Source organism: Rouxiella chamberiensis (assembly GCF_026967475.1).
In the GTDB taxonomy this organism is placed as follows: Bacteria; Pseudomonadota; Gammaproteobacteria; order Enterobacterales; family Enterobacteriaceae; genus Rouxiella; species Rouxiella chamberiensis.
Genome location: NZ_CP114058.1, coordinates 844,391 through 869,702, shown reverse-complemented (window position 1 = coordinate 869,702; position 25,312 = coordinate 844,391). Strand labels below are relative to the sequence as shown.

General features: G+C 56.6%; 12 protein-coding genes and 2 pseudogenes. 10 read left to right on the top strand and 4 right to left on the bottom strand.

Features of this window, described 5'->3' with window-relative positions:
• Positions 1 to 67: 67 nt before the first annotated feature.
• Positions 68 to 1,344: pseudogene (hemA, locus tag O1V66_RS04115) on the bottom strand (glutamyl-tRNA reductase).
• A 291-nt stretch (positions 1,345 to 1,635) separates the two neighbouring features.
• Between hemA and lolB the strand changes: the two are divergent.
• From lolB to O1V66_RS04100, 3 genes are all read left to right on the top strand, one after another.
• Positions 1,636 to 2,262 (top strand): lipoprotein insertase outer membrane protein LolB, encoded by a 627-nt coding sequence (gene lolB / locus O1V66_RS04110; RefSeq protein WP_045047055.1) that lies wholly within the window; start codon positions 1,636 to 1,638, stop codon positions 2,260 to 2,262.
• A 1-nt stretch (position 2,263) separates the two neighbouring features.
• Positions 2,264 to 3,139: a 4-(cytidine 5'-diphospho)-2-C-methyl-D-erythritol kinase gene (gene ispE, locus O1V66_RS04105; protein ID WP_045047056.1), complete on the top strand. Its 876-nt coding sequence runs from the start codon at positions 2,264 to 2,266 to the stop codon at positions 3,137 to 3,139.
• Positions 3,140 to 3,348: 209 nt separating this feature from the next.
• Positions 3,349 to 4,296, top strand: a complete 948-nt coding sequence (locus O1V66_RS04100; protein WP_152623588.1) for a ribose-phosphate pyrophosphokinase — start codon at positions 3,349 to 3,351, stop codon at positions 4,294 to 4,296.
• A gap of 112 nt (positions 4,297 to 4,408) precedes the next feature.
• Here the strand turns inward: O1V66_RS04100 and ychH are convergent, their stop codons facing one another.
• Positions 4,409 to 4,681: a stress-induced protein YchH gene (ychH, locus tag O1V66_RS04095; protein ID WP_045047057.1), complete on the bottom strand. Its 273-nt coding sequence runs from the start codon at positions 4,679 to 4,681 to the stop codon at positions 4,409 to 4,411.
• A 297-nt stretch (positions 4,682 to 4,978) separates the two neighbouring features.
• Between ychH and pth the strand changes: the two genes are divergently transcribed.
• From pth to O1V66_RS04055, 7 genes and pseudogenes are all read left to right on the top strand, one after another.
• A complete protein-coding gene (pth, locus tag O1V66_RS04090) occupies positions 4,979 to 5,572 on the top strand; it encodes an aminoacyl-tRNA hydrolase (RefSeq protein WP_045047058.1) in 594 nt (197 codons plus the stop codon).
• 147 nt (positions 5,573 to 5,719) lie between these two features.
• Positions 5,720 to 6,811, top strand: a complete 1,092-nt coding sequence (gene ychF / locus O1V66_RS04085; RefSeq protein ID WP_045047059.1) for a redox-regulated ATPase YchF — start codon at positions 5,720 to 5,722, stop codon at positions 6,809 to 6,811.
• Between the two features lie 1,339 nt (positions 6,812 to 8,150).
• A complete protein-coding gene (locus O1V66_RS04075) occupies positions 8,151 to 11,651 on the top strand; it encodes an Ig-like domain-containing protein (protein WP_414058471.1) in 3,501 nt (1,166 codons plus the stop codon).
• The gene (locus O1V66_RS04070; RefSeq protein WP_269128121.1) at positions 11,635 to 18,927 is read left to right on the top strand and encodes an Ig-like domain-containing protein; all 7,293 of its coding nucleotides are present in this window, start codon (positions 11,635 to 11,637) and stop codon (positions 18,925 to 18,927) included. Before O1V66_RS04075 ends, O1V66_RS04070 begins: the two co-directional genes overlap by 17 nt.
• A 76-nt stretch (positions 18,928 to 19,003) precedes the next feature.
• Positions 19,004 to 20,454: pseudogene (locus tag O1V66_RS04065) on the top strand (TolC family outer membrane protein).
• On the top strand, positions 20,451 to 22,634 hold the full coding sequence (locus O1V66_RS04060) for a type I secretion system permease/ATPase (protein ID WP_045047062.1): 2,184 nt from the start codon (positions 20,451 to 20,453) through the stop codon (positions 22,632 to 22,634). Before O1V66_RS04065 ends, O1V66_RS04060 begins: the two are co-directional and overlap by 4 nt.
• A complete protein-coding gene (locus tag O1V66_RS04055; protein WP_414058469.1) occupies positions 22,634 to 23,857 on the top strand; it encodes an HlyD family type I secretion periplasmic adaptor subunit in 1,224 nt (407 codons plus the stop codon). The genes O1V66_RS04060 and O1V66_RS04055 overlap by 1 nt, the downstream gene beginning before the upstream one ends.
• A gap of 123 nt (positions 23,858 to 23,980) precedes the next feature.
• On the opposite strand, the gene O1V66_RS04050 is transcribed toward O1V66_RS04055, so the two are convergent.
• Together O1V66_RS04050 and O1V66_RS04045 are read right to left on the bottom strand one after the other, a co-directional pair.
• On the bottom strand, positions 23,981 to 24,688 hold the full coding sequence (locus tag O1V66_RS04050; RefSeq protein WP_045047064.1) for an HAD family hydrolase: 708 nt from the start codon (positions 24,686 to 24,688) through the stop codon (positions 23,981 to 23,983).
• Positions 24,688 to 25,269, bottom strand: coding sequence for a lysophospholipid acyltransferase family protein (locus O1V66_RS04045; protein ID WP_241481373.1), 582 nt, complete (start codon positions 25,267 to 25,269; stop codon positions 24,688 to 24,690). The genes O1V66_RS04050 and O1V66_RS04045 overlap by 1 nt, the downstream gene beginning before the upstream one ends.
• Between the last annotated feature and the right edge of the window lie 43 nt (positions 25,270 to 25,312).

The following is a 25,312-nucleotide window of genomic DNA, read 5'->3' as shown; positions in this document are numbered from 1 at the left end:
AACTATACCCGACATCCGATGGACGCAGGTGTGTTGGCCGCCTTCAGGTAACGACCTTTGGGATATCTTACTGATCTAGCCCGAGACTATCGCGTAAAATCTGCAAACGTTCAACGTCGCCATCGCTGGCAGCCTGTTGAAGTGAACGGGTAGGGGCATGAATAAGGCGGTTGGTGAGTTTATGGGCCAGGTCGTGGATAACGCTTTGTACATCGGCACCCTGTGCTATCGCCGCCATGGCTTTGGCTTCCATGTCGGCGCGAACGGTGTCGGCGCGCGTACGGTAGTCGCGAATAATTTCCACGGCGCCCTGCGAACGCAGCCAGGCCATAAAGTTGGAGCTTTCCTGCTCGACGATGGTTTCGGCCTGAATGGCCGCCGCCTTGCGTTGGGCAAGATTTTTTGAATGATGCTGTGCAGGTCGTCAACGCTGTACAGGTAGGCGTTGGCGAGTTTACCGACTTCCGGCTCGATATCACGCGGAACGGCGATATCGACCATCAGCATCGGCTGATTGCGTCGCGCCTTGAGCGCACGTTCGACCATCCCCTTGCCGATGATAGGCAGCGGACTGGCGGTGGAGCTGATAATGATGTCGGCATCGGCCAGGCGGGCGTCGATATCCTGAAGGGAAACGACTTCGGCACCGACTTCGTCGGCCAGAACCTGCGCACGTTCACGGGTTCGGTTGGCAATCATCATATGACGGACGTTGTGCTCGCGAAGATGACGCGCCACAAGCTCGATAGTCTCGCCCGCGCCGACCAGCAGCACGTTGACTTCAGAGAGGGATTCGAAGATCTGGCGGGCCAGCGTACAGGCGGCAAAGGCCACCGACACGGCGCTGGCACCGATATCCGTTTCGGTACGCACGCGTTTGGCAACCGAAAAGGACTTTTGAAACAAACGTTCAAGCTCACCCGACACCGCCTGACCATGCTGGGATTCGGCAAAGGCTTTCTTCACCTGACCCAGAATCTGCGGCTCGCCCAGCACCAGAGAGTCAAGACCGCTGGCGACGCGCATCAAATGGCTGACTGCGTCGTTGTCCTGATGCCAGTAGAGACTCTTTTTTACATCTTCGGCGCTTAACTTGTGGTAATCACACAGCCATGCCACCAGTTGATCCTGCACATCACCCTTGCCTTTCAACTGCTCCTGCTGCTCGACGCTCAGATAGAGCTCGGTACGATTACAGGTAGACAGCACGACGCCTCCCTGCACCAGCGGTTGCTGAAGCAGACTCGAGAGCGCCTGTTCGATAGTGTCTGGCGAGAACGTGACCTTTTCACGCAGAGATACCGGGGCGGTTTTGTGATTAATGCCTAATGCAAGTAGGGTCATGGGAGCGATAGTCGAATGAGACTTTTCTTTGTATGGGTTTACGTCTGGAGCGCATTCTACAAGATGCGCGAGATCAATAAAAGCCACACCGCACTATCTGTCCGGTTTTTATAAAAAGCTGTGATTTGGCACACTTGGCGCGATTTGAGTGATTATCATTTACCGATATTTCCGAATTGCCGCAGGGCGTAAAGTTCAACGGGGTTATGCTAGTATTCGCTTTAAAGCGTACAGAAGCGCTATGCTAAACTGCGTTTTAAAACGAATTCCAACGAAAGGACCCGACTCGTTATGTCTATGCATAAAGCCCATCTGCTCCGCCTGCTTCCCCTTGCCAGCCTGGTGCTGACCGCCTGTACGACGTTTTCGCCGACCACAGGCCCGTCAACCAGCCCGACTGCGCCGCAGTGGCGTCAGCACGAACAACAGGTCAGGCAGTTGCAGCATTATCAGACCCGTGGGGCCTTTGCCTATATTTCCGACAAACAGAAAGTCTACGCCCGCTTCTTCTGGCAGCAGTATTCGCCGCAAAGCTACCGCCTGCTGCTGACCAATCCATTGGGCAGCACGGAGATGGAACTCAAGGTTCAGGACGGCAATGCACAGTTGACCAACAACGAGGGTAAACAGTTTACCAGCGACAATCCTGATGAAATGATTCAAAAACTGACCGGCATGTCGATTCCGCTGGCCAATCTGCGTCAGTGGATGCTGGGCCTGCCGGGCGACAGCACCGATTTCAGCCTCGACAGCCAATATCGTCTCCGTCAGGTCAATTACAAGCAGAAAGGGTTGAACGGCAGCGTGAGCTATCAGAGCTACGACACGACCGTGACCCCGCCGCTGCCTAATCGTCTGGAAATGACCCAGGGCGATCAGCGCATCAAACTGAAAATGGACAGCTGGACACTAAACTGAGATGACGCAATTCTGGCCATCTCCGGCTAAACTCAATCTGTTCCTGTACATCACCGGTCAGCGCGCCAACGGTTATCACGATCTGCAAACGCTGTTTCAGTTCGTCGATTACGGCGATCGTCTGGCCTTTTCGCTGCGCGAAGATGACGCCATTACTCTTTCGCCGTCCATTGAAGGTGTCCCGGACGAGCAGAATCTTGTCGTGCGCGCGGCGCGTCTTTTGCAGACGCGTCTGGCACAGCAAGGCCATGTTGCGCCGTGCGGTGTCGATATCCAGCTCGAAAAAGTGCTGCCGATGGGCGGCGGGCTTGGCGGCGGTTCCTCCAATGCCGCCACGACGCTGGTGGCGCTGAATTATCTGTGGAACGGCGGCCTTCGCGATGAAGAACTCGCCGAACTGGGTGTGCGTCTCGGCGCGGATGTGCCGGTGTTCGTGATGGGCCATGCGGCGTTTGCCGAAGGGATCGGCGAGGTTTTACATCCGGTTTCACCGCTGGAAAAGTGGTATCTTGTGGCGCATCCGGGGGTGAGCATTCCGACGCCCGCCATCTTCGGTGACCCCGAACTGATTCGCGACACGCCAAAACGGCGGATTGATGAGCTATTACAGGCCCGTTTCAGCAATGATTGCGAGCCTATTGCAAGAAAACGTTTTTGCGAGGTTGAACAGCTTGTTTCATGGCTGCTAGAATACGCGCCGTCGCGCCTCACTGGAACAGGTGCCTGTGTGTTTGCCGAATTCGACACAGAGGAAGCCGCTCGCGAGGTGTTGAGTAAGGCTCCGGCATGGATTAACGGTTTTGTCGCCCGAGGCGTAAATGTCTCGCCGCTGCATAAAACCCGTGCCGAGCTGATGAGAGCCGCAGCCAAAGTATAGAGCGTCACAGTTTCCCGTTATTGTGTCTGTTCTTTGCCAGCCTCTCGGAATTTTTGTTTTAAATCTGTATACCCGTCCGATGTCGGCGCGTTTTGGCGCGCAGAGAGACGAAGGGTAAGATGTACGTATGTATATTGCTGTGGTTTCGCTCACCGCCCGGTGAAGCCATGAGCCGTATCTTCTCTGGACGCAAGCCTGAGGTTCTTCTCGTGCCTGATATGAAGCTTTTTGCTGGTAACGCCATCCCGGAACTAGCACAACGTATTGCCAACCGTTTATACACCAGCCTAGGTGACGCCGCCGTTAATCGTTTTAGTGACGGCGAAGTAAGTGTGCAAATTAACGAAAATGTACGTGGCGGAGATATTTTCATTATCCAATCCACCTGCGCGCCTACTAACGACAACCTGATGGAACTCGTGGTAATGGTCGATGCACTCCGGCGCGCCTCTGCCGGTCGCATCACGGCAGTTATCCCCTACTTCGGTTATGCACGTCAGGATCGCCGCGTGCGTTCAGCGCGTGTACCGATCACCGCCAAAGTCGTTGCCGACTTCCTCTCCAGCGTTGGCGTTGACCGCGTATTGACCGTTGACCTGCACGCAGAGCAAATTCAGGGCTTCTTCGATGTCCCGGTTGATAACGTGTTCGGCAGCCCGATCCTGCTTGAAGACATGATGCAGCAGAACCTGGAAAACCCGATTGTGGTTTCTCCGGACATCGGCGGTGTGGTTCGTGCCCGTGCCGTTGCCAAACTGCTGAACGACACCGACATGGCCATCATCGATAAACGTCGTCCTCGCGCAAACGTTTCGCAGGTGATGCACATTATCGGTGACGTGACCGGTCGCGACTGTATTCTGGTCGATGACATGATTGATACCGGCGGCACTCTGTGCAAGGCGGCCGAAGCGCTGAAAGAACGCGGCGCCAAGCGTGTATTCGCCTATGCAACTCACCCAATCTTCTCCGGCAATGCGGTTGAAAACATCAAGCACTCCGTGCTCGATGAAGTGATTGTCTGCGATACCATTCCGCTGTCTCCAGAAATTCGCGCCCTGAAAAACGTTCGTACTCTGACCCTGTCCGGCATGCTGGCTGAAGCCATCCGTCGTATCAGCAACGAAGAATCGATCTCAGCGATGTTCGAGCACTAATCCACGGCGCCTGTCGTGTTGATTAACGAAAAAAGCCCCGGCCGGGAAATCGGTCGGGGCTTTTTGTTGTGTCAAGACAGAAATCTTGTAGCGTTATGACAGAAATCATTGATTAGGGATGACGATGGTTTTTGCGACAGCGCGCGTCGTAATGACGCACCCAGTAATAGCGGTCGGCGACGGCTTCACGTCCGCCGACGCGTGCGCCTACCAGCCACAACAGCGCGCCGATGAAGATAGCCATGATGGCGCCCTGCGTCATGTTGGCCGGCAGACCCAGCTCGGGTAACTGACTGAGTATCGAGAATGCGATACCGCCTACCATCGTCACTAATCCGACGCCCATCAACACGTTACCGCAAACCGCTGCATTTTTACGTCTCATACGTCACCTCCGGTAATCCTTTAATGAAATCCCTGCGAAAAGCCGATTGCCCTTCTGCATCCTGATTAAATTATAGTCTGCGGGTCACGCGTGGGTTGCGGGGAGGATCACAGAGTGGAGAGAGATAATGACAAATCTTTACTTAAAATTTGTATATCTGGTTGAATTTTGAATAGTTAATATTTGTAACTATTCAATACTGAACGAAACCCGGTTTATTTGGCTTGTGGTTTGGCACAGCGGCAAAGCGCGGGTAAACTAGCGGCCAGATTATTTCCTCGAGAAGCGAAGAGAACCGTGAGCAGCATAAAATTAATCGTTGGCCTGGCGAATCCAGGCGCTGAATATGCCCAGACCCGCCACAACGCCGGTGCCTGGTATGTTGATTTACTGGCGCGTCAGCATAACCAACAGTTAAAGGAAGAGCCTAAATTCTTCGGCTACACCGCACGTTTGTCGTTGAATGGCAACGACGTTCGCCTGCTGGTGCCGACAACCTTTATGAATCTCAGCGGCAAGGCGGTCAGTGCGATGGCCAACTTTTATCGTATCGAACCTGAAGAAATACTGGTTGCCCATGACGAACTGGACTTTCTTCCGGGCACCGCGAAAATTAAGCTTGGCGGCGGAAACGGCGGTCATAACGGGCTGAAAGATATCCAAAGCAAACTCGGCAACAATCCGAACTTCTACCGTCTGCGCATCGGCATCGGTCATCCCGGCGATCGCAACAAAGTGGTCGGTTTCGTGCTGGGCAAACCGCCAGCCAGCGAGCAGCGTCTAATTGACGATGCCATCGACGAATCGCTGCGCTGTACCGATATCCTGATGAAAGACGGAATACTGAAGGCGATGAACCGATTGCACAGCTTCCGTGCCGAGGCTAGATAGCGCCTCTGGCAAGGCGAGGTGCGGCCTGAAAAGCGATGCGGATCGAGTTCATCAGCCAAACTGTGTATAATGAGCGGAATTATGGTCATTACATTAGGCAGAATATGTTAACTGCCTGATTATCAAGAAATTAAGGTGATATAAAACATGGGATTCAAATGCGGTATCGTCGGCCTGCCGAACGTCGGTAAATCAACTCTGTTCAATGCGCTGACCAAAGCGGGTATCGAGGCGGCCAATTTCCCGTTCTGTACCATCGAGCCAAATACCGGTGTCGTACCTATGCCTGACCCACGTCTCGACAAACTGTCCGAGATAGTCAAGCCTCAACGCGTTGTACCAACCACGATGGAATTCGTTGATATCGCCGGTCTGGTCAAAGGCGCGTCAAAAGGCGAAGGTCTGGGTAACCAGTTCCTGACCAACATCCGTGAAACCGAAGCTATCGGCCACGTTGTGCGTTGTTTCGAAAACGACAATATCATTCACGTGAACAACAAGGTTGACCCTGCCGACGACATCGACGTCATCAACACCGAACTGGCGTTGTCCGACCTCGATACCTGCGAGCGCGCCATTCACCGTGTGCAGAAGAAAGCCAAAGGCGGCGACAAAGACGCAAAAGCCGAACTGGCTGCGCTGGAAAAATGCCTGCCGCATCTCGAGCAGGCCGGTATGCTGCGCGCGTTGAACCTGAGCGATGAAGACAAGGCGGCCATCCGCTACCTGAGCTTCCTGACGCTGAAGCCAACCATGTATATCGCCAACGTCAACGAAGACGGTTTCGAAAACAACCCGTATCTCGATAAAGTTCGTGCAATTGCCGATGCCGAAGGTTCTGTGGTGGTTGCCGTGTGTGCCGCCGTCGAGTCCGACATCGCCGAGCTTGAAGATGAAGACCGCGCCGAGTTCATGGCCGAACTGGGTCTGGAAGAGCCGGGCCTTAACCGCGTGATCCGCGCGGGTTACGAGTTGCTGAACCTGCAAACCTACTTCACCGCTGGCGTGAAAGAAGTTCGCGCCTGGACCATCCCTGTTGGCGCGACCGCGCCACAAGCTGCCGGCAAGATCCACACCGACTTCGAGAAAGGCTTTATCCGTGCGCAAACCATCGGTTTCGACGACTTTGTTGCCTTCAAGGGCGAGCAAGGCGCGAAAGAAGCCGGCAAGATGCGTTCAGAAGGTAAAGACTATATCGTGAAAGACGGCGACGTAATGAACTTCCTGTTCAACGTCTAACTTGCAGGTTGCGTGTTGAGGCATGTATTCGTCAATGCCCCATCTAGAACCTCTCGTAAATCCACGTTTCGGCGTGGATTTTTATATTGACCAAACCCCACGTTTATCTCGACTCTGCACACCTCGACAAACCTCTCACTCTGCAAGAAATATTGCGATCGCGCTCACTTTTTATATAAATTTTTCCCAGACAATATTCTTTGATTGCGTCTCCCTGTCTTTCCCTTCCCTTGCGTTATTTCACTCTTTAGTCATTCTTGACTATTCGCAGAATATGTAACGATTCAGCTAATGTTTATTTGCCAACCTATTATGTATTTTTGTGATGTATAAGCGAAATTTAAACATTAAGAATTGAATAGTGACGTAATGAAAATTAATCCAGCGGCGGGAAATATATTTTTTATTGGGCGGAAATGAGTGAGTGATTAATCCATCACTTTCATTGCTCCCATTGAACTAATGAAGATTTATATATAAAAATCAAATACTTCTAATTTTTAAATTTTGTCAAGTCGGTGAAATCGCAAGTTCTTATTATTTCTAGGTGATAATTCTCCTTCGAAATATAAGGACAAGTGATTAATCCAATGATTGCTTTTAGCAATCAATCCACAGACAACCAATTGCTGTAGCCTATTTTTCAAATTGTAAGTTATACGTTAATCTCTTTTTCAATGTGTAAGCTTTCTAACCAGCTAACGTTAATGTATTAAGCGCAATCGATGTATTCCCACTTTTGTACGAGAAAAGACGTCTCTTATCTCTATCAAAGACATAAGGAATTACGCGATGAGCGGGTCAATCTGTCTTCTGATTATTCATGAGCGGAAACAGATATCCGCCGGTAGATTTCAACAATGAATAGCGGATTTCGAACGACGCAGTTATCTATAAAAATGCTTTCCTAACAACATGTTAGTTTTTCTGTCGGTGTAATGTCGACGAAATGGCAGTCATTCCTCACCAGACCAAAATTATTCAGCTAGACCAGAAAGGGTTTTATCGGAGCATGAATAACAATGTTTGCAGGAGTTCAGGCCCGCTTTCCAGGAGACCGTCAACAATAAAGACGGCTCATTTGAACGCAGGCTCGAAGATTCCACCATTGTCCGGCGTGTGTTTACCGCCTCTCTCCGAGGATTTTCAAGGCGCTGCATGTCGAGCGCTTCCCTTTACTGACTTGATACCCTTTGCGCGCTGGCGATAGCGCCCATCGGGTATCTGCGTGGCGGTTTAAAAAGGCTCGTAGCGATTTCATAGGTCAATTCTATGGGGTCGAGCAAGAGAGGAAGTGGATAGTCGTGACGACTATTTACTGTCAAAACAGTGTCTACGGATGCTAAGCGTTTTATGGATTTTAATAACTGCGCGGGATCTCGATAACATGAATAATATCTCTGTAACGCCTAAAGGTGGTTCAATTGCTTCTGAACTGAGTGGCAATCAGGTTAATTTGACCGCTCCCAGTTTGGTAAAGCTTAATCTTAACCAATCTGATATTAAGTCTTTCACACGCAATGGCAATGATTTGGTCGTCACCACAAAATCTGGTGAAACCCTTGTAATTCATGGTTTTTATGGTCCGAATGGCGAAAGCTCCCTGGTCTTGCAAGACGAACACGGTGCATTATGGTGGGTCCAGGATCCCGGCACTGAAGGTTTCCACTACGTTTCCATTGACAGTACCGATGCCCTGCTGGCGGAAGATGGCCTGAGTGACAACGCCATTATCGGTCTAGCTGCGGCGGGCGTCGGGCTGGCAGGACTGGCTGCACTGATTGGCAGTTCAAATGGTGGTCATGATTCCAATAACGACAATAACAACGGGGACGGTGACAACGGCGGTGGCAACAACGGCGGCGGTAATAACGGCGGCGGTAACAACGGCGGCGGTGACAACGGCGGTGGCGACAACGGCGGCGGTAACAACGGCGGTGGTGACAACGGCGGTGGCGACAACGGCGGTGGCGATAACGGCGGTGGTGACAACGGCGGCGGTGATAACGGCGGTGGTGACAATGGCGGTGGCGATGACACTACCCCGCCAAGTCCGGTTGCAGACCTGCTGATTACCGATGATGTCGGTGCCGTGCAAGGGGCTATCACCAATGGCACGACTACTGACGATAATACACCAACCTTGAGCGGTACCGCTGAAGCAGGCAGTACAGTCAGCATCTACGATGGTACGACATTGCTCGGTACGGTAACCGTGGGCGCTGACGGAACCTGGAGCTTTACGACCGCGGCCTTGACCGACGGACAGCACAGCCTCACAGTGACCGTGACCGACCCTGCGGGCAATACCAGCACCGCGACCGATCCTGTCGAGTTCACCGTCGATACGCTGGCACCCGATGCCATTGGTGACCTTTCCGTTATCAATAATGACGGTGCGGTGGCCCTGCCCATTACTCAAAACGGTGTGACCAATGACAGTACACCTATTCTGTCAGGTACAGCCGAAGCCGGAAGTACGGTAACCATTTCCGACGGCACAACCGTTCTCGGCACCGTTCTCGTCGGCGCTGACGGAACCTGGAATTTCACCAGCCCTGCACTGGGCGAAGGCAGCCATACTCTCAGCATTACGGCAACCGATATTGCAGGCAACGTCAGCCCTGCCACCACGCTGACCTTCACGGTCGATACCCTCGCACCTGACGCAGTCACCGGTTTGCTGGTCAGCGATGATGCCGGCGAGATTCAACCAGGTGCCGAAACCAATGACAGCACGCTGACCTTCAGCGGTCAGGCGGAAGCGGGGACCACCGTCAGCGTTTACGATGGCGACACCCTACTCGGCAGTGCGGTAGTCGATGCCGAGGGCAACTGGACCTTCACGACGCCGGAACTGACCAACGGTCCTCACAGCATTACCACTACCGTGACCGATGCCGCAGGCAATGTCAGCGTGGAATCCGATGCCTTTACGGTCAACATTGATGCCGCCCTGCCTCCTGCCACAACGTCACTGGAAATCACCGATGACACCGGCAGCACACTGGTACAGCTGAACGATGGCGACTACACACGCGACAACACCCCGACACTGAGCGGTCTGGCAGCCGCCAACGCAACGGTCGTTATCTATAACGGCGATGTCGAATTGGGCACTGTGACGGCGGATGCCGATGGACAGTGGCAGTTTGATACAACCGACCTCCCCGATGGCACCTACGTCTTCCATGCTACCGCTACGGATACCGATGGAAATATTGTCGACTCCGGCAATATCACCATCATCATCGATACGCTGGTGCCGGAACCTGCCGCCGATCTGCAACTGAGCAATGACGAAGGCAGCACAGCCGTCCCTGTTACCCCGGGCGGGGCAACCAATGACACCACGCCGGTACTGAGCGGCACCGCCGAGCCTGGCACAGTCGTTACCATCAGTGACGGCGATACCCAGCTGGGTACCGTCACCGTCGGCGACGATGGCAACTGGAGCTTTACCTCCCCTACCCTCACCGAGGGCGATCACAGCATTACCACGACCGTGACCGACCCGGCAGGCAATGTCAGTACGCCTTCAGACCCGATTACCTTCACCGTTGATACCCAGCCACCTGCGGCCGTTACCGGTCTTATCGTCACTGATGATGTCGGCGATAGCACAGGTCCACTGGCTTCCGGCGCCATCACTGATGACAATACGCCAACGCTAAGTGGTCAGGCCGAAGCCAACTCGACAGTGAATGTCTATGATGGCACCACGCTGCTTGGCACCGTTACCGTCGACGCGGACGGCAACTGGAGCTATACCCCGCCTGCGCTGAGCAATGGCGACCACAGTCTGACACTGACCGTGACCGATCCGGCGGGCAATGTCAGTACGGCCACCCCGGCGTTCGACCTGACCGTGGATGCCGATTTACCTCCGGCGACCAGTTCCCTGCAAATCACCGATGACTCCGGCAGTACGCTGGTCCTGCTGGCCGACGGCGCCTTTACCAAGGACACCACGCCAACGTTGAGCGGGCTGGCTACGCCGAACAGCACAGTGGTTATCTTTAACGGCGATGTCGAGCTGGGCACAGTCACCGCCGATGCCAGCGGACAATGGCAGTTCGATACCACCACGCTCGCCGACGGCGTTTATGTCTTCCATGCCACCGCCACGGACGCCGCGGGTAACGTTGCCGACTCCGGCAATATCACCATCACCATCGACTCGCTGGTGCCGGATGCGGCGGCGGATGTGGTGCTGAGCAATGACCAAAGCGGCACGCCTGTGCCTGTTACCGGCGGCGCAACCAATGATACTACGCCGGTATTGAGCGGTACCGCAGAGCCAGGTTCGACGGTCACCATTCTGGATGGCACCACAACACTCGGTACGGTGCCGGTGGATGCAGACGGCAACTGGAGTTTCACCACGCCGGTGCTGACCGAAGGCGACCACAGTCTGACCACCACGGTTAGCGATGCCGCCGGGAATACCAGTCCGGCATCCGACGCCATCAGTTTCTCCGTGGACACCCAGCCGCCGGCGGCGGCAGTCAGTCTTGTCTTCAACAATGATACCACCGGCACGCTGGTGCCTATCACCACGGGCGCGACCAACGATACGACGCCGGTGCTGACCGGCTGGGCAGAAACGGGCAGTACCGTAACGCTGGTTCTCGATGGCGGTACACCGGTCACAGTTCCGGTAGATGCCGAGGGTAACTGGAGCTACACCCTGCCAGAACTGGCCGAAGGCGATCACACCCTGACCACGACTGTAACGGATGCGGCGGGCAATACCAGTCCGGCGGCCGACCCACTGACCATCACCATTGACCTGACTTCCGCCGGAGGCCGCAACAGACGTTGTGCTGACCAACGATGACGGGGTGGTGATTAGCGCAGATGCGGTCATCAACGATGTCGCACCTGTGCTGAGCGGTACCGCAGAGCCAGGCAGCACCGTCACCGTTTCTGATGGCGATACCCCGCTCGGTACCGCTATCGTCGGCGATGACGGCACCTGGACTTTCAACACGCCAGAGCTTGGCGAAGGTGCGCACAGCATTACCGCCACGGTAACGGATCCTGCCGGTAACAGCAGCCCTGCCACCGACCCCATCACCTTCACCGTCGATATCACCTCTCCGGAGACGGCGACCAATATCGTTATCAGCAACGATGAAGGCGCGACCCCGACACCGGTCACAACGGGAGCCACCAACGACACGACACCGGTATTGAGCGGCACTGCGGAAGTCGGCAGCACGGTTACCGTGTCCGAAAATGGCAACGTGATTGGGACTGCCCTCGTCGATGCGGACGGCAACTGGACCTTTACCGTTACCGACCCGCTTGACGACGGTGTGCACACCTTTACTACCACGGTGACCGATCCGGCTGGCAACGTCAGTCCGGTATCCGCGCCTCTTGATCTGATCATCGATACCGTCGCGCCAACCGAAGCGACCGCCGTCTTGCTCAGCAACAATGAAGGCAACACGCTGGTGCCGATTCTCGACGGTGATTTCACCAATGACAGTACCCCGGTTTATAGCGGAGGGGCCAACAGCGCAGAAACGGGCAGTACCGTCAATGTGCTGGACAACGGCGTGGTGATAGGTACCGCCACGGTTGCCGCCGACGGCAGCTGGAGCTTTACCCTGCCGCAACTGGATGACGGCCCTCACAGCCTGACCGCCGTTGTGGTTGACCCTGCGGGCAATGAAAGTCCTGCCTCACCGGCCATTGGTTTCCAAATCGATACTATCGCGCCTGATGTCGCGCAGGATCTGGTCTTCAGCAACGACAGCGGCGCAACGCCGGTTGCGATTGCCGAAGGCGGCGTCACCAACGACAACACGCCGGTTCTGAGCGGTACGGCCGAGGCCAACAGCACCATTACCATTCTGGAAGACAATGTCGTGCTGGCAACGACAACGGCGGATGCAGACGGTAACTGGAGCTACACGCCAACGCTGAGCGATGGTACCTACGCGTTCACCGTTACCGTAACGGACCCGGTCGGTAACGTCAGTGCCGCAAGCGATCCGGTTACGCTCACCATTGATACCGTAGCGCCTACCGTCGCAGACCTTGCCCTTAGCAATAATCAGGCCGCCGATCCGGTTGCCATTGTCGATGGCGGTCTGACCAACGACAACACGCCAGTCCTCACCGGTACGGCCGAGGCGGGCAGCATCATCAATATTTATGACGGTGACGATCTCACCGCCGCGCCTCTCGGGACCATCACCGTTGATGATACCGGAATCTGGAGTTTCACCGTTCCGGACGGCACGCCACTGACCGACGGTCTGCATGCGCTGAATGTAACGGCTACAGATCCTGCCGGCAATGTCAGTGCGCCTGCGGTCATCAATGTGGAAATAGACACCGTACAGCCTGATGCCGCGGCGGACCTGACGCTCGCCAACGACAATGGCTCGGCGGTCGTCGTCATCGACGGCGTGACCTACACCAATGACAGCACGCCACTGATTTCCGGTACGGCTGCGGCGGGTAGCGTGGTCAATGTATCCAATGGCGATACCTTGCTCGGCACAGCCACCGTAGGCACCGATGGAACCTGGACGGTAACGCTGACAGAGCCTCTCGACGATGTGGCCTATACGCTGACTGTGGAGGTTGTCGATGCCGCCGGTAACGTCAGCGCACCGCAAACCCTCACCTTTACCGTCGATACCGTGGCGCCGGATGCCACGACGTTGACTCTGACCAATGACAACGTGGCACCGGGTGTACCCGTTGAAGAAAACACCACCACCAATGACAACACGCCGCTGCTGAGCGGTGCGGCGGAAGCCGGAAGCGTAGTCACCGTCTATGACGAAAATCAGCAGGTGGTCGGCACGACGGTCGCGCTGGAGGATGGCACCTGGAGTCTGGTCTCACCGGCCTTGACGGACGGCACTCATACGTTTTACGCCACGGTCACCGACGAAGTGGGCAACGTCAGCGAGAATTCGCCGACCTTCACGCTGACTGTCGATGCCACCGCGCCGGAACCTGTCACCGATCTGCTGCTGCAAAATGACGAAGGCGACGCGCCGGTGGATATCGCCAATGGCGGCATTACCAACGATGCAACGCCGGTTATCAGCGGCACGGCCGAACCTGGCAGCACCATTACACTGGTAAATACCGCCGATGGCTCGACCTTCGGTACAGTCACCGCCGATGCCACAACCGGTGTGTGGACCTTTACGCCGGATGCCCTGGCAGACGGCACGACCTATAACCTGGCGATAACGGTGACCGATGAGGCGGGCAACAGCAGTGCAGCGACCAATGTGAGCTTCACGGTCGATCTGACGCCGCCTGAACCTATCGATGTGGCTGATTTCGCCATTTACAACAACGACGGCACCTCGCTGGTGCTGATTGCCAATGGCGGTCTGACCAATGATGCCACGCCGGAACTGCTCGGCACGGGCACGCCGGGAACGACGGTCAATATTTATCAGGATGCCGTGCTGGTAGGTACGGCCGCCGTCTCGGATGCTGGCGAGTGGCGTTTCGATGTTGCAGCACTGACTGACAATACGCCGCATGTCTTCACCGTGGCCGCCGTGGATGCCGCCGGTAATCTCAGCGATCAGTCGGCCGGTTACACCATTACTGTCGATGCCGTTGTCCCTGATGCGGTAGGCAGCCTGGTGGTCACCGACAATGTGGGCGACGCGCAAGGCCCGCTGCTGACAGGCGCTGTAACCGACGACAACACGCCAACCTTCTCGGGTACGGCGGAAGCCGGTACGACGGTCAGTGTCTATGAAGGGGCGACGCTGCTGGGCACCGCAGTGGTCGGCGAGGATACCACTTGGACCATTACCCCGATTGCGCTGGGTAACGGCACTCATAACTTCAGCATTATCGTTACGGATATCGCCGGAAACGTCAGTACGGCCACGCCGTTTGTTCTGGATGTCGAAGCCGGAATTCCGCCGGCCACCTCGACGCTGGAAATCACCGACGACGCGGGCACTACGCTGGTTGCCCTGCTGGACGGCGCTTCTACCAATGACAGCACGCCGGTCTTCAGCGGTCTGTCGACGGCGGGCAGCACCATTGCCATCTATGATGGCGTGAATGCCGCACCGCTCGCAACGGTTGCCGTAGGCGCCGACGGTCAATGGAGTTTCACTCCGGCCGCTGCGATTGCCGAAGGCACCTATGGGTTCTTTATCACGACTACCGATGGCGTGGGCAACGTTACCACCTCCGATACCATCACTATCACCATTGATGTTACGGTACCGGATGCGGCCATCGACCTTCTGGTCAGCAATGATGACGTAGCGACACCTGTTCCTATCGCGGATGGCACGTCCACCAATGACAACACGCCGCTGGTAAGTGGTACCGCAGAAGCGGGTTCACTGGTTACGCTTTATGATGGCACCACCGTCATCGGTACTGTGACTGCCGATGCGGTGACCGGCGCATGGAGCCTGAATACCCCGCAACTGTCCAACGGCGACCATGCGCTGAGCGTAACGGTAACCGATGCGGCAGGCAATGTGAGCGACCCATCGCCAACATTGACCTTCACCGTGGATACCGCAGCACCAGCGGCCGTCACACTGGTGGTAACCAATGACGAAACGGGCGTTCCGGTTGCAAACGGCGGCTCGACCAATGACGCGACACCAACGCTGAGCGGTACGGCAGAAGACGGTGCGCTGGTGACCATCTTCGACGGTACGGATGCCATCGGAACGGTGACCGCCGTTGGAGGTGTCTGGGAATTTACCCCGGCCGCCGATCTCGAGCCGGGCACCCACAACTTCTCTGCCAGTGCGACCGATGCTGCGGGTAACGTGAGTGTGGCCTCCGCCACGGCTACCGTTATCATCGACATCGAAGCACCGATTGCGGCCACGATTACGGCCAGCAACGACAACGGAGCGGTAGCCATTCCAATTGCCGACAACGGCAGCACCAATGACAGCACACCGGCGCTGAGCGGTACCGCAGAAGCGGGCAGTACCGTCACCATCCTGCAGGATGGCGCACCGCTCGCCACTGTTACGGCCTCTGCCGCCGGAACCTGGAACTACAGTCCGGCAGCGTTGGCGGATGGCGCGCATACCTTCACGGTGACGGCAACGGATGCCGCAGGTAACGTCAGTCCTGCTGCCACCTTGACCTTGAACGTCGTCACTACAGGACCGGTGCCTGTGACCGATCTCGTGGTGACCGACAACGTGGGAACCCTTACCGGCGCGCTGGCAAGTGGTGCGACAACCGATGACACGACACCAACCCTGAGCGGTACGGCGGGTGCACTCGGTAATATCGTCACCGTTTATGACGGCACGGCCATTTTGGGCACCGTAACTGCCGGTGCAGGCGGCGCGTGGGAATTCACCACGGCGGCGCTCTCCAACGGCCCGCATGCATTGAGCGTGACGGTAACCGACCCGGCAGGCAACACCAGTACGGCGACCGCATTCCCAATCACGGTCGATACCATAGCCCCGACGGCGTCTACGCTGGTTATCACCAATGATGTCGCCAATACGGTGATACCAAACGGCGGCGTCACCAACGATACAACGCCAACCCTCAGCGGTGTTGCCGAAGCAAACAGCACCGTCAATATCTTTGAAGGCGCGGCGCTGCTCGGTACGGTACTGGCCGATGCCAACGGGGCCTGGAACTTCACCACTGGCGTTCTCGGGACCGGTGCCCATACGCTGACCGTATCAGTGACCGATGCGGCCGGTAACGTGAGCGGCAGCACGGCAGCGACGGTCAATATCGATACCACCGCGCCGGGCGCAGTGACCTTCACTACCAGCAACAACAATGGCACTGTCGCGACGCCAATCCTCAACAACGGTACGACCAATGACAACACACCGTTGCTCACAGGTACGGCAGAGGCGGGCAGCCGTGTCACCATTCTGGACGGCACCACGCCTCTCGGCACGGTTACGGCGGGCGCGACGGGGGCATGGAGCTTTACCTCGACCACACTGGCGGACGGGGTTCACACCCTCAACGTGACGGCGACCGATACGGCGGGTAACGTCGGCCCTGCGACCGCCATCACCTTTACGGTAGATTCGGTGGCACCGCTGGCTGTGACCGGCCTTACCGTATCCGATAACGTGGGAACCACTACCGGTACCCTGACGTCGGGTGCCTTCACCGATGACAACACCCCGACGCTTGCCGGGACGGCGGAAGCCAACGCGCTGGTCACCATTTATGACGGTGCGACCATTCTCGGGACCGTCGCGGCAGATGCGGCTGGTGCATGGACCTATACGACCACTGCACTGACCGATGGCGCACACCAGTTGAGTGTGACGGCAACCGATGCCGCAGGCAACGTGAGTCCGGCAACCACGCCTGTCGCTATCACCGTTGATACCGTGGCACCGGCGGCCGTTACGGCGCTTGCTGTCGACAACACAGGCAATACGTTGACCGGTACGGGTGAAGCCAACTCCACCGTGACGGTGAGAGATGCCGGTGGGGCCATCATTGGTACGGCAACCACCGACAGCGCAGGGGCCTTCACGGTAGCGCTGACCACAGCGCAAACCACGGGTGCCCTGCTCTCGGTTACCCAGACCGACCGTGCAGGCAATGTCTCGCCAACGGCGTCGGTAGGCAGTGCGATTCGTATCGCGGCGGTCAACGACACCAACGAGGTGGATTACACAAGCCAGGTCGTCCAGCAATCCAATGCGCTGAGCAGCATCTCCGGTACGGCTCTGCTTTCCGTCGGTGTGGGTACTATTCTGTCGGCAACGGTCATTGGCGGCAGTAATCCTCTCCTGTTGACAGTCGGCGCGGATGATTCACGTCAGGTATCGGTAAACGCGACGCTGAACGGCATCAACCTGCTCGTCAACTACTCTCTGAACGTGTATCAGGAACAGCCGAATGGCAGCTGGTCGCTCGTCCAGAGTATCCCCAACTATATTGCCGGGCTTATCGGAATTGGCCCTTACACCGGTGGCACCGTGGCCCTGAATACCTTGACCACGGGGACCTATGCGGTTGTGCTGGCCTCAAACCTGAACGTCAGCGTGTTGCCGACCACGACTATCAGAACTACCAATGACGTTACCACGCTGGCCGTGACGGTGGCTGCCACCGTGACCGGCAATCTGCTCACCAACGATACCAGTTCCGTAGATGGCGTGGTGCCTGTCGGTACCGCCGTAACCTCGGTCGGCGCGGTGGCCGTGAACGAAACAGGCAGCACGTCGATAAGTTCTGCATACGGCACGCTGAATATCGACTCGCACGGTCAATATACCTACACGCTGAAAGGCGGACTGGATATCGACACGCTTCCGGCGACCGACAGCTTCACCTACTCGGTGAGAGATGCGGCGGGCGCGGTGACGTCGGCAACATTGACCGTCACGCTGAACGAGGGTGCCGCGGCCACGCTGCTTTCGACCAACAGTCTGGTGGCCGAGTCAACCGGTACGGAGAGCGATGCCAGCGGCAGTATCTATGGGGATTCCACCGACAGTCATACTGGAACCTTGAGCATTATTAATGAAGCAGGAGATGTCACTACCGTAAATACAGCGGGTACCACGTCAATTGCGGGTGATTACGGGGTGCTGAATGTCGATGCCAGCGGTCACTATACCTATACCCTGAATGCAGAGGTCAGTGCACAAAGCCTGCTGCATAAAGAGGTGTTTAGCTACAGTCTGGCGGCAACGGACGGCACCATTACCCAGAACACCTTCACCATCGATCTGCACCCAACCATCACAGGTACTGCGGGGGCTGACACACTGACGGGAGGTGCCTACGACGACACCATTACCGCCGGTGCCGGTGCCGATACCCTGGTTTATCATCTGCTGGCCACCGCAGATGCAACCGGCGGCAACGGTCACGATACCTGGACGGACTTCAATGTCGCCCAGGGTGATAAAATCGATGTAAGCGATTTGTTAATCGGATGGAATGATTCCACAAGTAATGTTAATGATTTTGTAAAAGTGGACCATACTTCAGATGGCAATACCGTGCTTTCGATAGACCGTGATGGGACGGGTACGGCGTTCAGCAGTGCTCAACTGGTTACGCTTGAAGGCGTGAACGTTTCACTGGAGGAGTTGCTGCAACAGCCGCATCAAAACACCACGGCGTAAAGGTAGTAATAGGGCGCAGGGATGCATTACGGGCACAGGGATGTGCCCCTTTCTCTTATTGACTGGTGGATTATCGATGGATTTGATGCAATCAGGCGCAATATATCGCCGTTTTTCCAAGCTCAGCGTCTTTTGTGCGGGCATCGCTTTGTTACATAGTTCTCAACTTTTGGCCGCCAGTGATTCTCTTGTTACGGCCAGTCACATCTCTTCTTCCGGTCTGGCGCAACAGCAGGATCTTCCGTCATTAACCGGTGAAGTCACCGAACCCGCCCTCGCCCACGTTCCTGATACTCTCACCATTAATCAGGCGGTGCAGCGGGCCATTCAGTGGCATCCCGATATTGCCGAAGCCATCGGCAACATGCTCGAACAGAACAACCAGGTTGACGTGGCCAAAGCCAAATATTATCCCCAGGTCAGCGCCGGTATGAACAACGGCTACAGCAACGCCTATGTCGAAAAAGGCTTCAGCCCCTCTTTTGTCCTCTCTGTTTCCCAGATGCTCTATGACTTCGGCAAGGTCAGCAGTTCCGTGCGTTCCGCCGAAGCCGGGGTGGCAGAGGGACAGGCCAACATTCTGGTCAGCATAGACACCGTCGCGCACGACACGGCGGCAGCGCTGGTTGAAGTTCAGGGTTATCAGGAGTTGGTGAAAATAGCCCAGCAGCAGTTGACCGCGTTGAGCAAGATTGGCGATCTGGCGCGGCAGCGTAACGACGAAGGCGCGGCCTCCCTTTCCGACGCGACGCAAACCGATGCGCGTATCGAAGGCGCGCGCAGCACGTTAATACAGTATCAGGCCAGTCTGGACCGCTGGCGCGCAACGCTCGCCACCTACCTCGGCTGGCCGAATGTGAACAATGTCAGCGAGAATTTCCCCGTCAATCTGACGCGCTCCTGTCAGGTCGGCAAAGCCGATGACACCCTCAACCCGTCGGTGCTGGCAGCCTGGGCACAGGCAAATCAGGCGCGGGCCAAGCTGGATAACGCCAATGCGCAGATGCTGCCGACCGTCTCGCTCGAACCGCAGGTCACGCACTATCTCAACGACAACTATTCCGGCAGTCAGCAGCTTGACCGCACCCAGTATTCCGCCTTTGTAAAAGTCGAAATGCCGCTGTATCAGGGGGCGCGACCACCGCCACCCGCGATGCCGCAGCCAATGCCCTGAACGCCGCCAATGCGGCAGTGAATTCGGCGCGTCTCAAGGCCAGACAGCAGCTGAGCGAATCGCAGACCGAGGCGCAGAGTCTCTCACGCAGCCTCGCCATTCAGTCGCGGCAACAGCAGTTGGGCGAGAAGACCCAGCAGCTGTATCAGGATCAATACCTGCAACTCGGCACCCGTCCTCTACTGGACGTGCTGAACGCCGAGCAGGAAGTGTTCCAGACCCGATTTACTCTCCAGCAAACCATCAGCCAGTTACGCTCACTTCAGCTCGATTGCCTGTATAGCTCCGGGCAAATCAGGTCTGCGTTTGCTCTGAACAATCAGCGGATTCAATCCGTGGAGATCCAGCCATGACTCAATTGCAGATTCCCGACGAACCCAACGGTCAGCCCGATGCGGCCGAAGGGGAACATGTCCCGTTACACGGATGGGCCACGGCGATAATCCTGATTGCCACCCATTATCGCCTGCCCTGTTCACCGGGCATGATCATGGCCACCAGCGAATGGCAAGGCAACCAGCCGCGCGACAAGGCACTGCGACATCTGGCGCGGCAGGCCGGGTTATCCTTGCAACTGTTCGAAGATGACCAGTGGGAGATTACCAGCTGGCGTCTGCCGCTGGCGATTGAACTGGCCGATGGACAGGTCGGCGTGATAACAAGCTTTGATGGTCAGGACGACGTGCGGGTGCATTTTACCGGTGAAGAACAGCCCGCGCCGATTGCGCTGGCCACCCTGTTGCCGGAAATCAGCTTTGCCGCCGCGCTGCGTCCGCTGACCGCCGCCAAAGACAGCCGTGTCGACAAGTATCTGACCGCCGTCAAACCCAACTGGCTGCGTCGTCTGGTCCTGCATGACTTGCGCCCTTACAGCTATGTGATGCTCGGATCCTTCCTCATCAACCTGCTCGCGCTGGTCGGTATTATTTTCTCGATGCAGGTCTATGACAGGGTTATCCCCGCGCAATCCTATCCGACATTATATGTCCTCTATATCGGGGTCATTATTTCGGTGGTCTTTACCTATATCCTGCGCGTCGGGCGCGACCACGTGACCGACCTGCTCGGCAAACGCGCCGACATGCGGGTCTCCGACCGGGTCTTTGGTCACGCGCTGCGGCTGCGAAACAGCGCCGTGCCGCGCTCGACCGGGACATTCATCTCGCAGTTGCGCGAGCTGGAAGCCATTCGCGAGATGGTGACCTCGACGACGGTGACGGCGATTGTCGATATGCCGTTCTTCCTGCTGTTCCTGCTGGTGATGGCGATTATCGCGCCGCAGCTGGCGTGGATTGCGCCGGTCGCCGTGCTGCTGATGGTGCTGCCCGGCCTGTTTAGCCAGAAGAAGCTGGCAAAACTGGCGCAGCAGGCGCTCAAGGAGTCCACGCTGCGCAACGCAGTGTTGGTCGAGAGTGTGCAGGGGCTTGAAGACATCAAGCTGATGCAGGCGGAAGACCGTTTCCTCCAGCAGTGGAACAGCTATATTCGCATCACCGCGCAGTCCGGCGTCGAGATGCGCAAGGTGATGCATTCTCTTATCAGCTGGGGCGTCACGATTCAGGGACTGGTGTATGCCAGCGTGATCGTGGTCGGTGCGCCGATGGTTATCAACGGCGATATCACTACGGGGGCCATCGTTGCGGCCTCCCTGCTCTCTTCGCGCATGATTGCCCCGATGGCAACCCTGTGCGGCGTGCTGGCGCGCTGGCAGCAGGTCAAGGCGGCCAAAACCAGCCTCGATGCGCTGATGAATCTGCCGGTGGAAAACAGCAGGGACGAAACCCGTATTCACAGTCCGGTCCTGTTCGGACACTACCAGTTTACCGACGCGATGTTCCGCTACAACACCGACTCGCTGACCGTCGCGCTGCGCATCAAAAGCCTGACCATCAAACCGGGCGAACGTGTGGCGGTGCTGGGTCGTAACGGGTCCGGGAAATCGACGCTGCTTCAGGCGATGATTGGCGGCGTGGATTTAATGGGCGGCGAACTGCGTCTGGACAATCTCTCGCTGCCGCATATTGACCTCGCCGATGTACGGCGCAATGTCGGCCTGTTGACGCAAAACGCCCGACTGTTTCACGGCACACTGCGTGAAAATCTGACCATGGGCGCGGCACACGCGACCGATGATGCGATTTTTGCCGCACTGACTGTCAGCGGCGGTGCCGAGTTTATCCGCCGATTGCCGCTCGGCCTCGACCATCCGGTAATGGAAGGCGGCGTCGGATTGTCCGGCGGACAGCGCCAGTCGCTGCTGCTGGCGCGCATGCTGTTGCGTGATCCCAATATCGTGCTGCTGGATGAACCCACGGCGTCGCTCGACGATCACACCGAGAAAGAGTTTATCGAGCGCCTTGGCCAATGGCTGAATGGCCGCACGCTGATTGTCGCCACTCACCGCGCGGCCATCCTCGCGCTGGTCGACAGGGTATTGGTGCTCAAGGAGGGTCAGTTGGTGATGGACAGCCCGAAAGAGAACGCGTTGCCGCCTGCGCGGGCAAACGGAATTCAGCCGGAGGCAAAATCATGATGAAGCAACTCCCTGCCAAACTGCGGCTGGTGACGGCCGCAGAAGTGGACTCCTCCGACGATCTACTCGGCGAACTGCGTTCCGAAACCCACTATTCCGGTGCGGTGCGCCTGATAGTGATAAGCAGTTTGCTGATTTTCGTGGCCCTTGTCTGGGCCTGGTTCGGCATGCTGGATGAAGTCTCGACCGGCACCGGCAAAGTTATCCCAAGCTCGCGCGATCAAGTACTGCAATCTCTTGAAGGCGGCATTCTGACCGAACTGAAAGTGCATGAGGGCGATCAGGTTCAGGCCGGACAAATCGTCGCAAGGCTCGATGCCACGCGATCGGAGTCCAATGTCGGTGAAAGTGCGGCGCGTTACCGTGCGGCGCTGGCGGCAGCGTCGCGCCTCAATGCCGAGGTCAATGACCAACCACTGAGCTTCCCGGCGGAGCTGGACAAGTTTCCGGCTCTGGTCGCGTCAGAAACCCGGCTGTACAAGACCCGCCGCGCGCAGCTCAACGACGCCACGGCGCAGTTCAAACAGTCGCTGGAACTGGCAAACCGCGAGCTGGCCATCACCCAGCGGCTGGCAAAAACCGGCGCGGCGAGCAGCGTTGAGGTCCTGAGATTGCAGCGCGACAAGTCGGATCTGGAACTGAAGCTGACCGATATGCGCTCGCAGTATTATGTGCAGGCGCGGGAAGAACTGGCGAAAGCCAACGCCGAGGCCGACAGCATGTCGCAGGTGGTCAAGGGCCGCGAAGACACGGTAACCCGTTCGACCATCCGCTCGCCGATGCGCGGCATTGTGAAAAATATCAAGGTTTCGACCGTCGGCGGGGTGATTCCTCCCAATGGCGAGCTAATGAACATCGTGCCCATGAACGATCGGCTGCTGATTGAAGCCCGCCTGTCACCGCGTGACATCGCCTTTATTCATCCAGGGCAGCACGCCGTGGTGAAAATTTCGGCCTATGATTATGCGATTTACGGCGGTCTAAATGGCGTGGTGGAAGGTATTTCACCGGACACCATTCAGGACGAGGTCAAACCCGAGATTTTCTACTACCGCGTGTTTATCCGCACCGACAATGATTACGTGCAGAACAAGGCCGGCAAGCGCTTCTCGATAAGCCCGGGCATGGTCTCCACCGTGGATATCAAAACCGGCGAGAAGACGGTGATGGACTACTTGATCAAGCCGTTCAACCGGGCCAGAGAGGCACTGCGCGAACGCTAGTCCCTGTTACGGGTCAACCTGATGCAAAGCCTCCTGTCGGAGGCTTTTTTTGCCCTGTCAGGCGCTTTTCGGCCCATAAAAAAACCACGCCGGAGCGTGGTTTTCAAAAGTCCTGCTAGAGGCTCAGTTCATGACCGGAACCGGACTCTCGCTGCGCTCGCGAACGATGCGCAGAACACTTTGGCACATCTCTTCAGGCGTGGCCGCGCGTGAACAGAGTTCGCCCTCTTCCAGGCTTTCCTTGTTGAAGTACTCGGCAATAATGCACCAGCGCACGGCACCGCGGCTCCATACGTCTCTGTCCGCCGTGCCGTCGCCGATAATCAGGGCCGGACTGTTGATCTTCTTCTTTTTGCGCAACGCATCGACGATGAAGGTTTTGCTCTTTTTGGAAGACCACAGAGGCGAAGGACGCAGACCGATGACATTGTTGCGCCACCAGACAAAGCGGTTGCCAATCACATTGTCGGGCGAGATGCCCCATTCCGCCGCGAGCGGTTTAATCCACTCTTCATAACCGCCCGAGATGATGTGAATATTCACATCGGCTTTTCTGAGATCGTCGAACAATCCATGAAAAACGGGCAACAGACGACTCTTGTTACGTTCGACATATTCGCCTACGTGGGCTTTTCTGACGCGTCTTGCCATTTGGAGCATAAACAGGTTTTCTGCAAAACTTGCCTTGCCTGCCAACGCTTTCGGCGCGATATCCGCCAGTCTCTGCATCAGAATGTCGCGATCCGGCTCGGCCGCCAGCGCGAGTTTCAGAACTTCAACGGTGCTTTCTTCGGGCAGCAGCGTGAAGTCGAAATCGAAGATGACATCCATTATTTTTTACTCTCTCTACGCAGCTCGTATTTGTCTTCACGCGTCACCCGCGTGGCGGGAATCGCCAGACGATGGGCAATGCTTTGCTGGACCCGATCGGCATATTCCTGTCCTGTGCCCGATTCGGCTTCGGAAACATAGGCGGGGATCTTCTCCAGATAGTCCAGTCTGAAATGGATGCTGGGACAGGTCAATAAACGGATGAATTTAATCACGCCGGAAGAGTTCAGCGGATTGGGCGAGAGACCAAAAGGCAACTCGATAGTCAGCGCCAGCGGCACGACCGGACGGCCTCTGACCAGAAAGTCGGGGCGGAAACGAAACAGCCCGCGACCGTTGTTGATGGTGGCCTCGGGGGTAATATAAAGCGCCGTGCCGTCAGGCGACTTTTTCCAGTCACGGAAACTTTTGACCATCTGCTTGATGTCGGTAACCTGCCAGTAGGAGGAGCCGGACCCCTTGAACAGCAGCAATCCGATGATTCTGCCCGCAAAACTGTCGGTATGGTGAACCATCAGTGTGCTCAAAGGCATGGCCAGAGCGGGAAAATGGTCGAAGATGCTGACGTGGTTAGCCGCCACAATACAACCATTGGTATGAGTTTTGACTGTGTCGTAATCCAGG

What these genes read in the sequence shown, in the direction of transcription:
- lolB (WP_045047055.1), top strand. Translation starts at nt 1,636, where the DNA reads ATGTCTATGCATAAAGCCCATCTGCTCCGCCTGCTTCCCCTTGCCAGC.
- ispE (WP_045047056.1), top strand. Translation starts at nt 2,264, where the DNA reads ATGACGCAATTCTGGCCATCTCCGGCTAAACTCAATCTGTTCCTGTAC.
- ychH (WP_045047057.1), bottom strand. Translation starts at nt 4,681, where the DNA reads ATGAGACGTAAAAATGCAGCGGTTTGCGGTAACGTGTTGATGGGCGTC.
- ychF (WP_045047059.1), top strand. Translation starts at nt 5,720, where the DNA reads ATGGGATTCAAATGCGGTATCGTCGGCCTGCCGAACGTCGGTAAATCA.
- O1V66_RS04075 (WP_414058471.1), top strand. Translation starts at nt 8,151, where the DNA reads ATGCTAAGCGTTTTATGGATTTTAATAACTGCGCGGGATCTCGATAAC.
- O1V66_RS04060 (WP_045047062.1), top strand. Translation starts at nt 20,451, where the DNA reads ATGACTCAATTGCAGATTCCCGACGAACCCAACGGTCAGCCCGATGCG.
- O1V66_RS04055 (WP_414058469.1), top strand. Translation starts at nt 22,634, where the DNA reads ATGAAGCAACTCCCTGCCAAACTGCGGCTGGTGACGGCCGCAGAAGTG.
- O1V66_RS04050 (WP_045047064.1), bottom strand. Translation starts at nt 24,688, where the DNA reads ATGGATGTCATCTTCGATTTCGACTTCACGCTGCTGCCCGAAGAAAGC.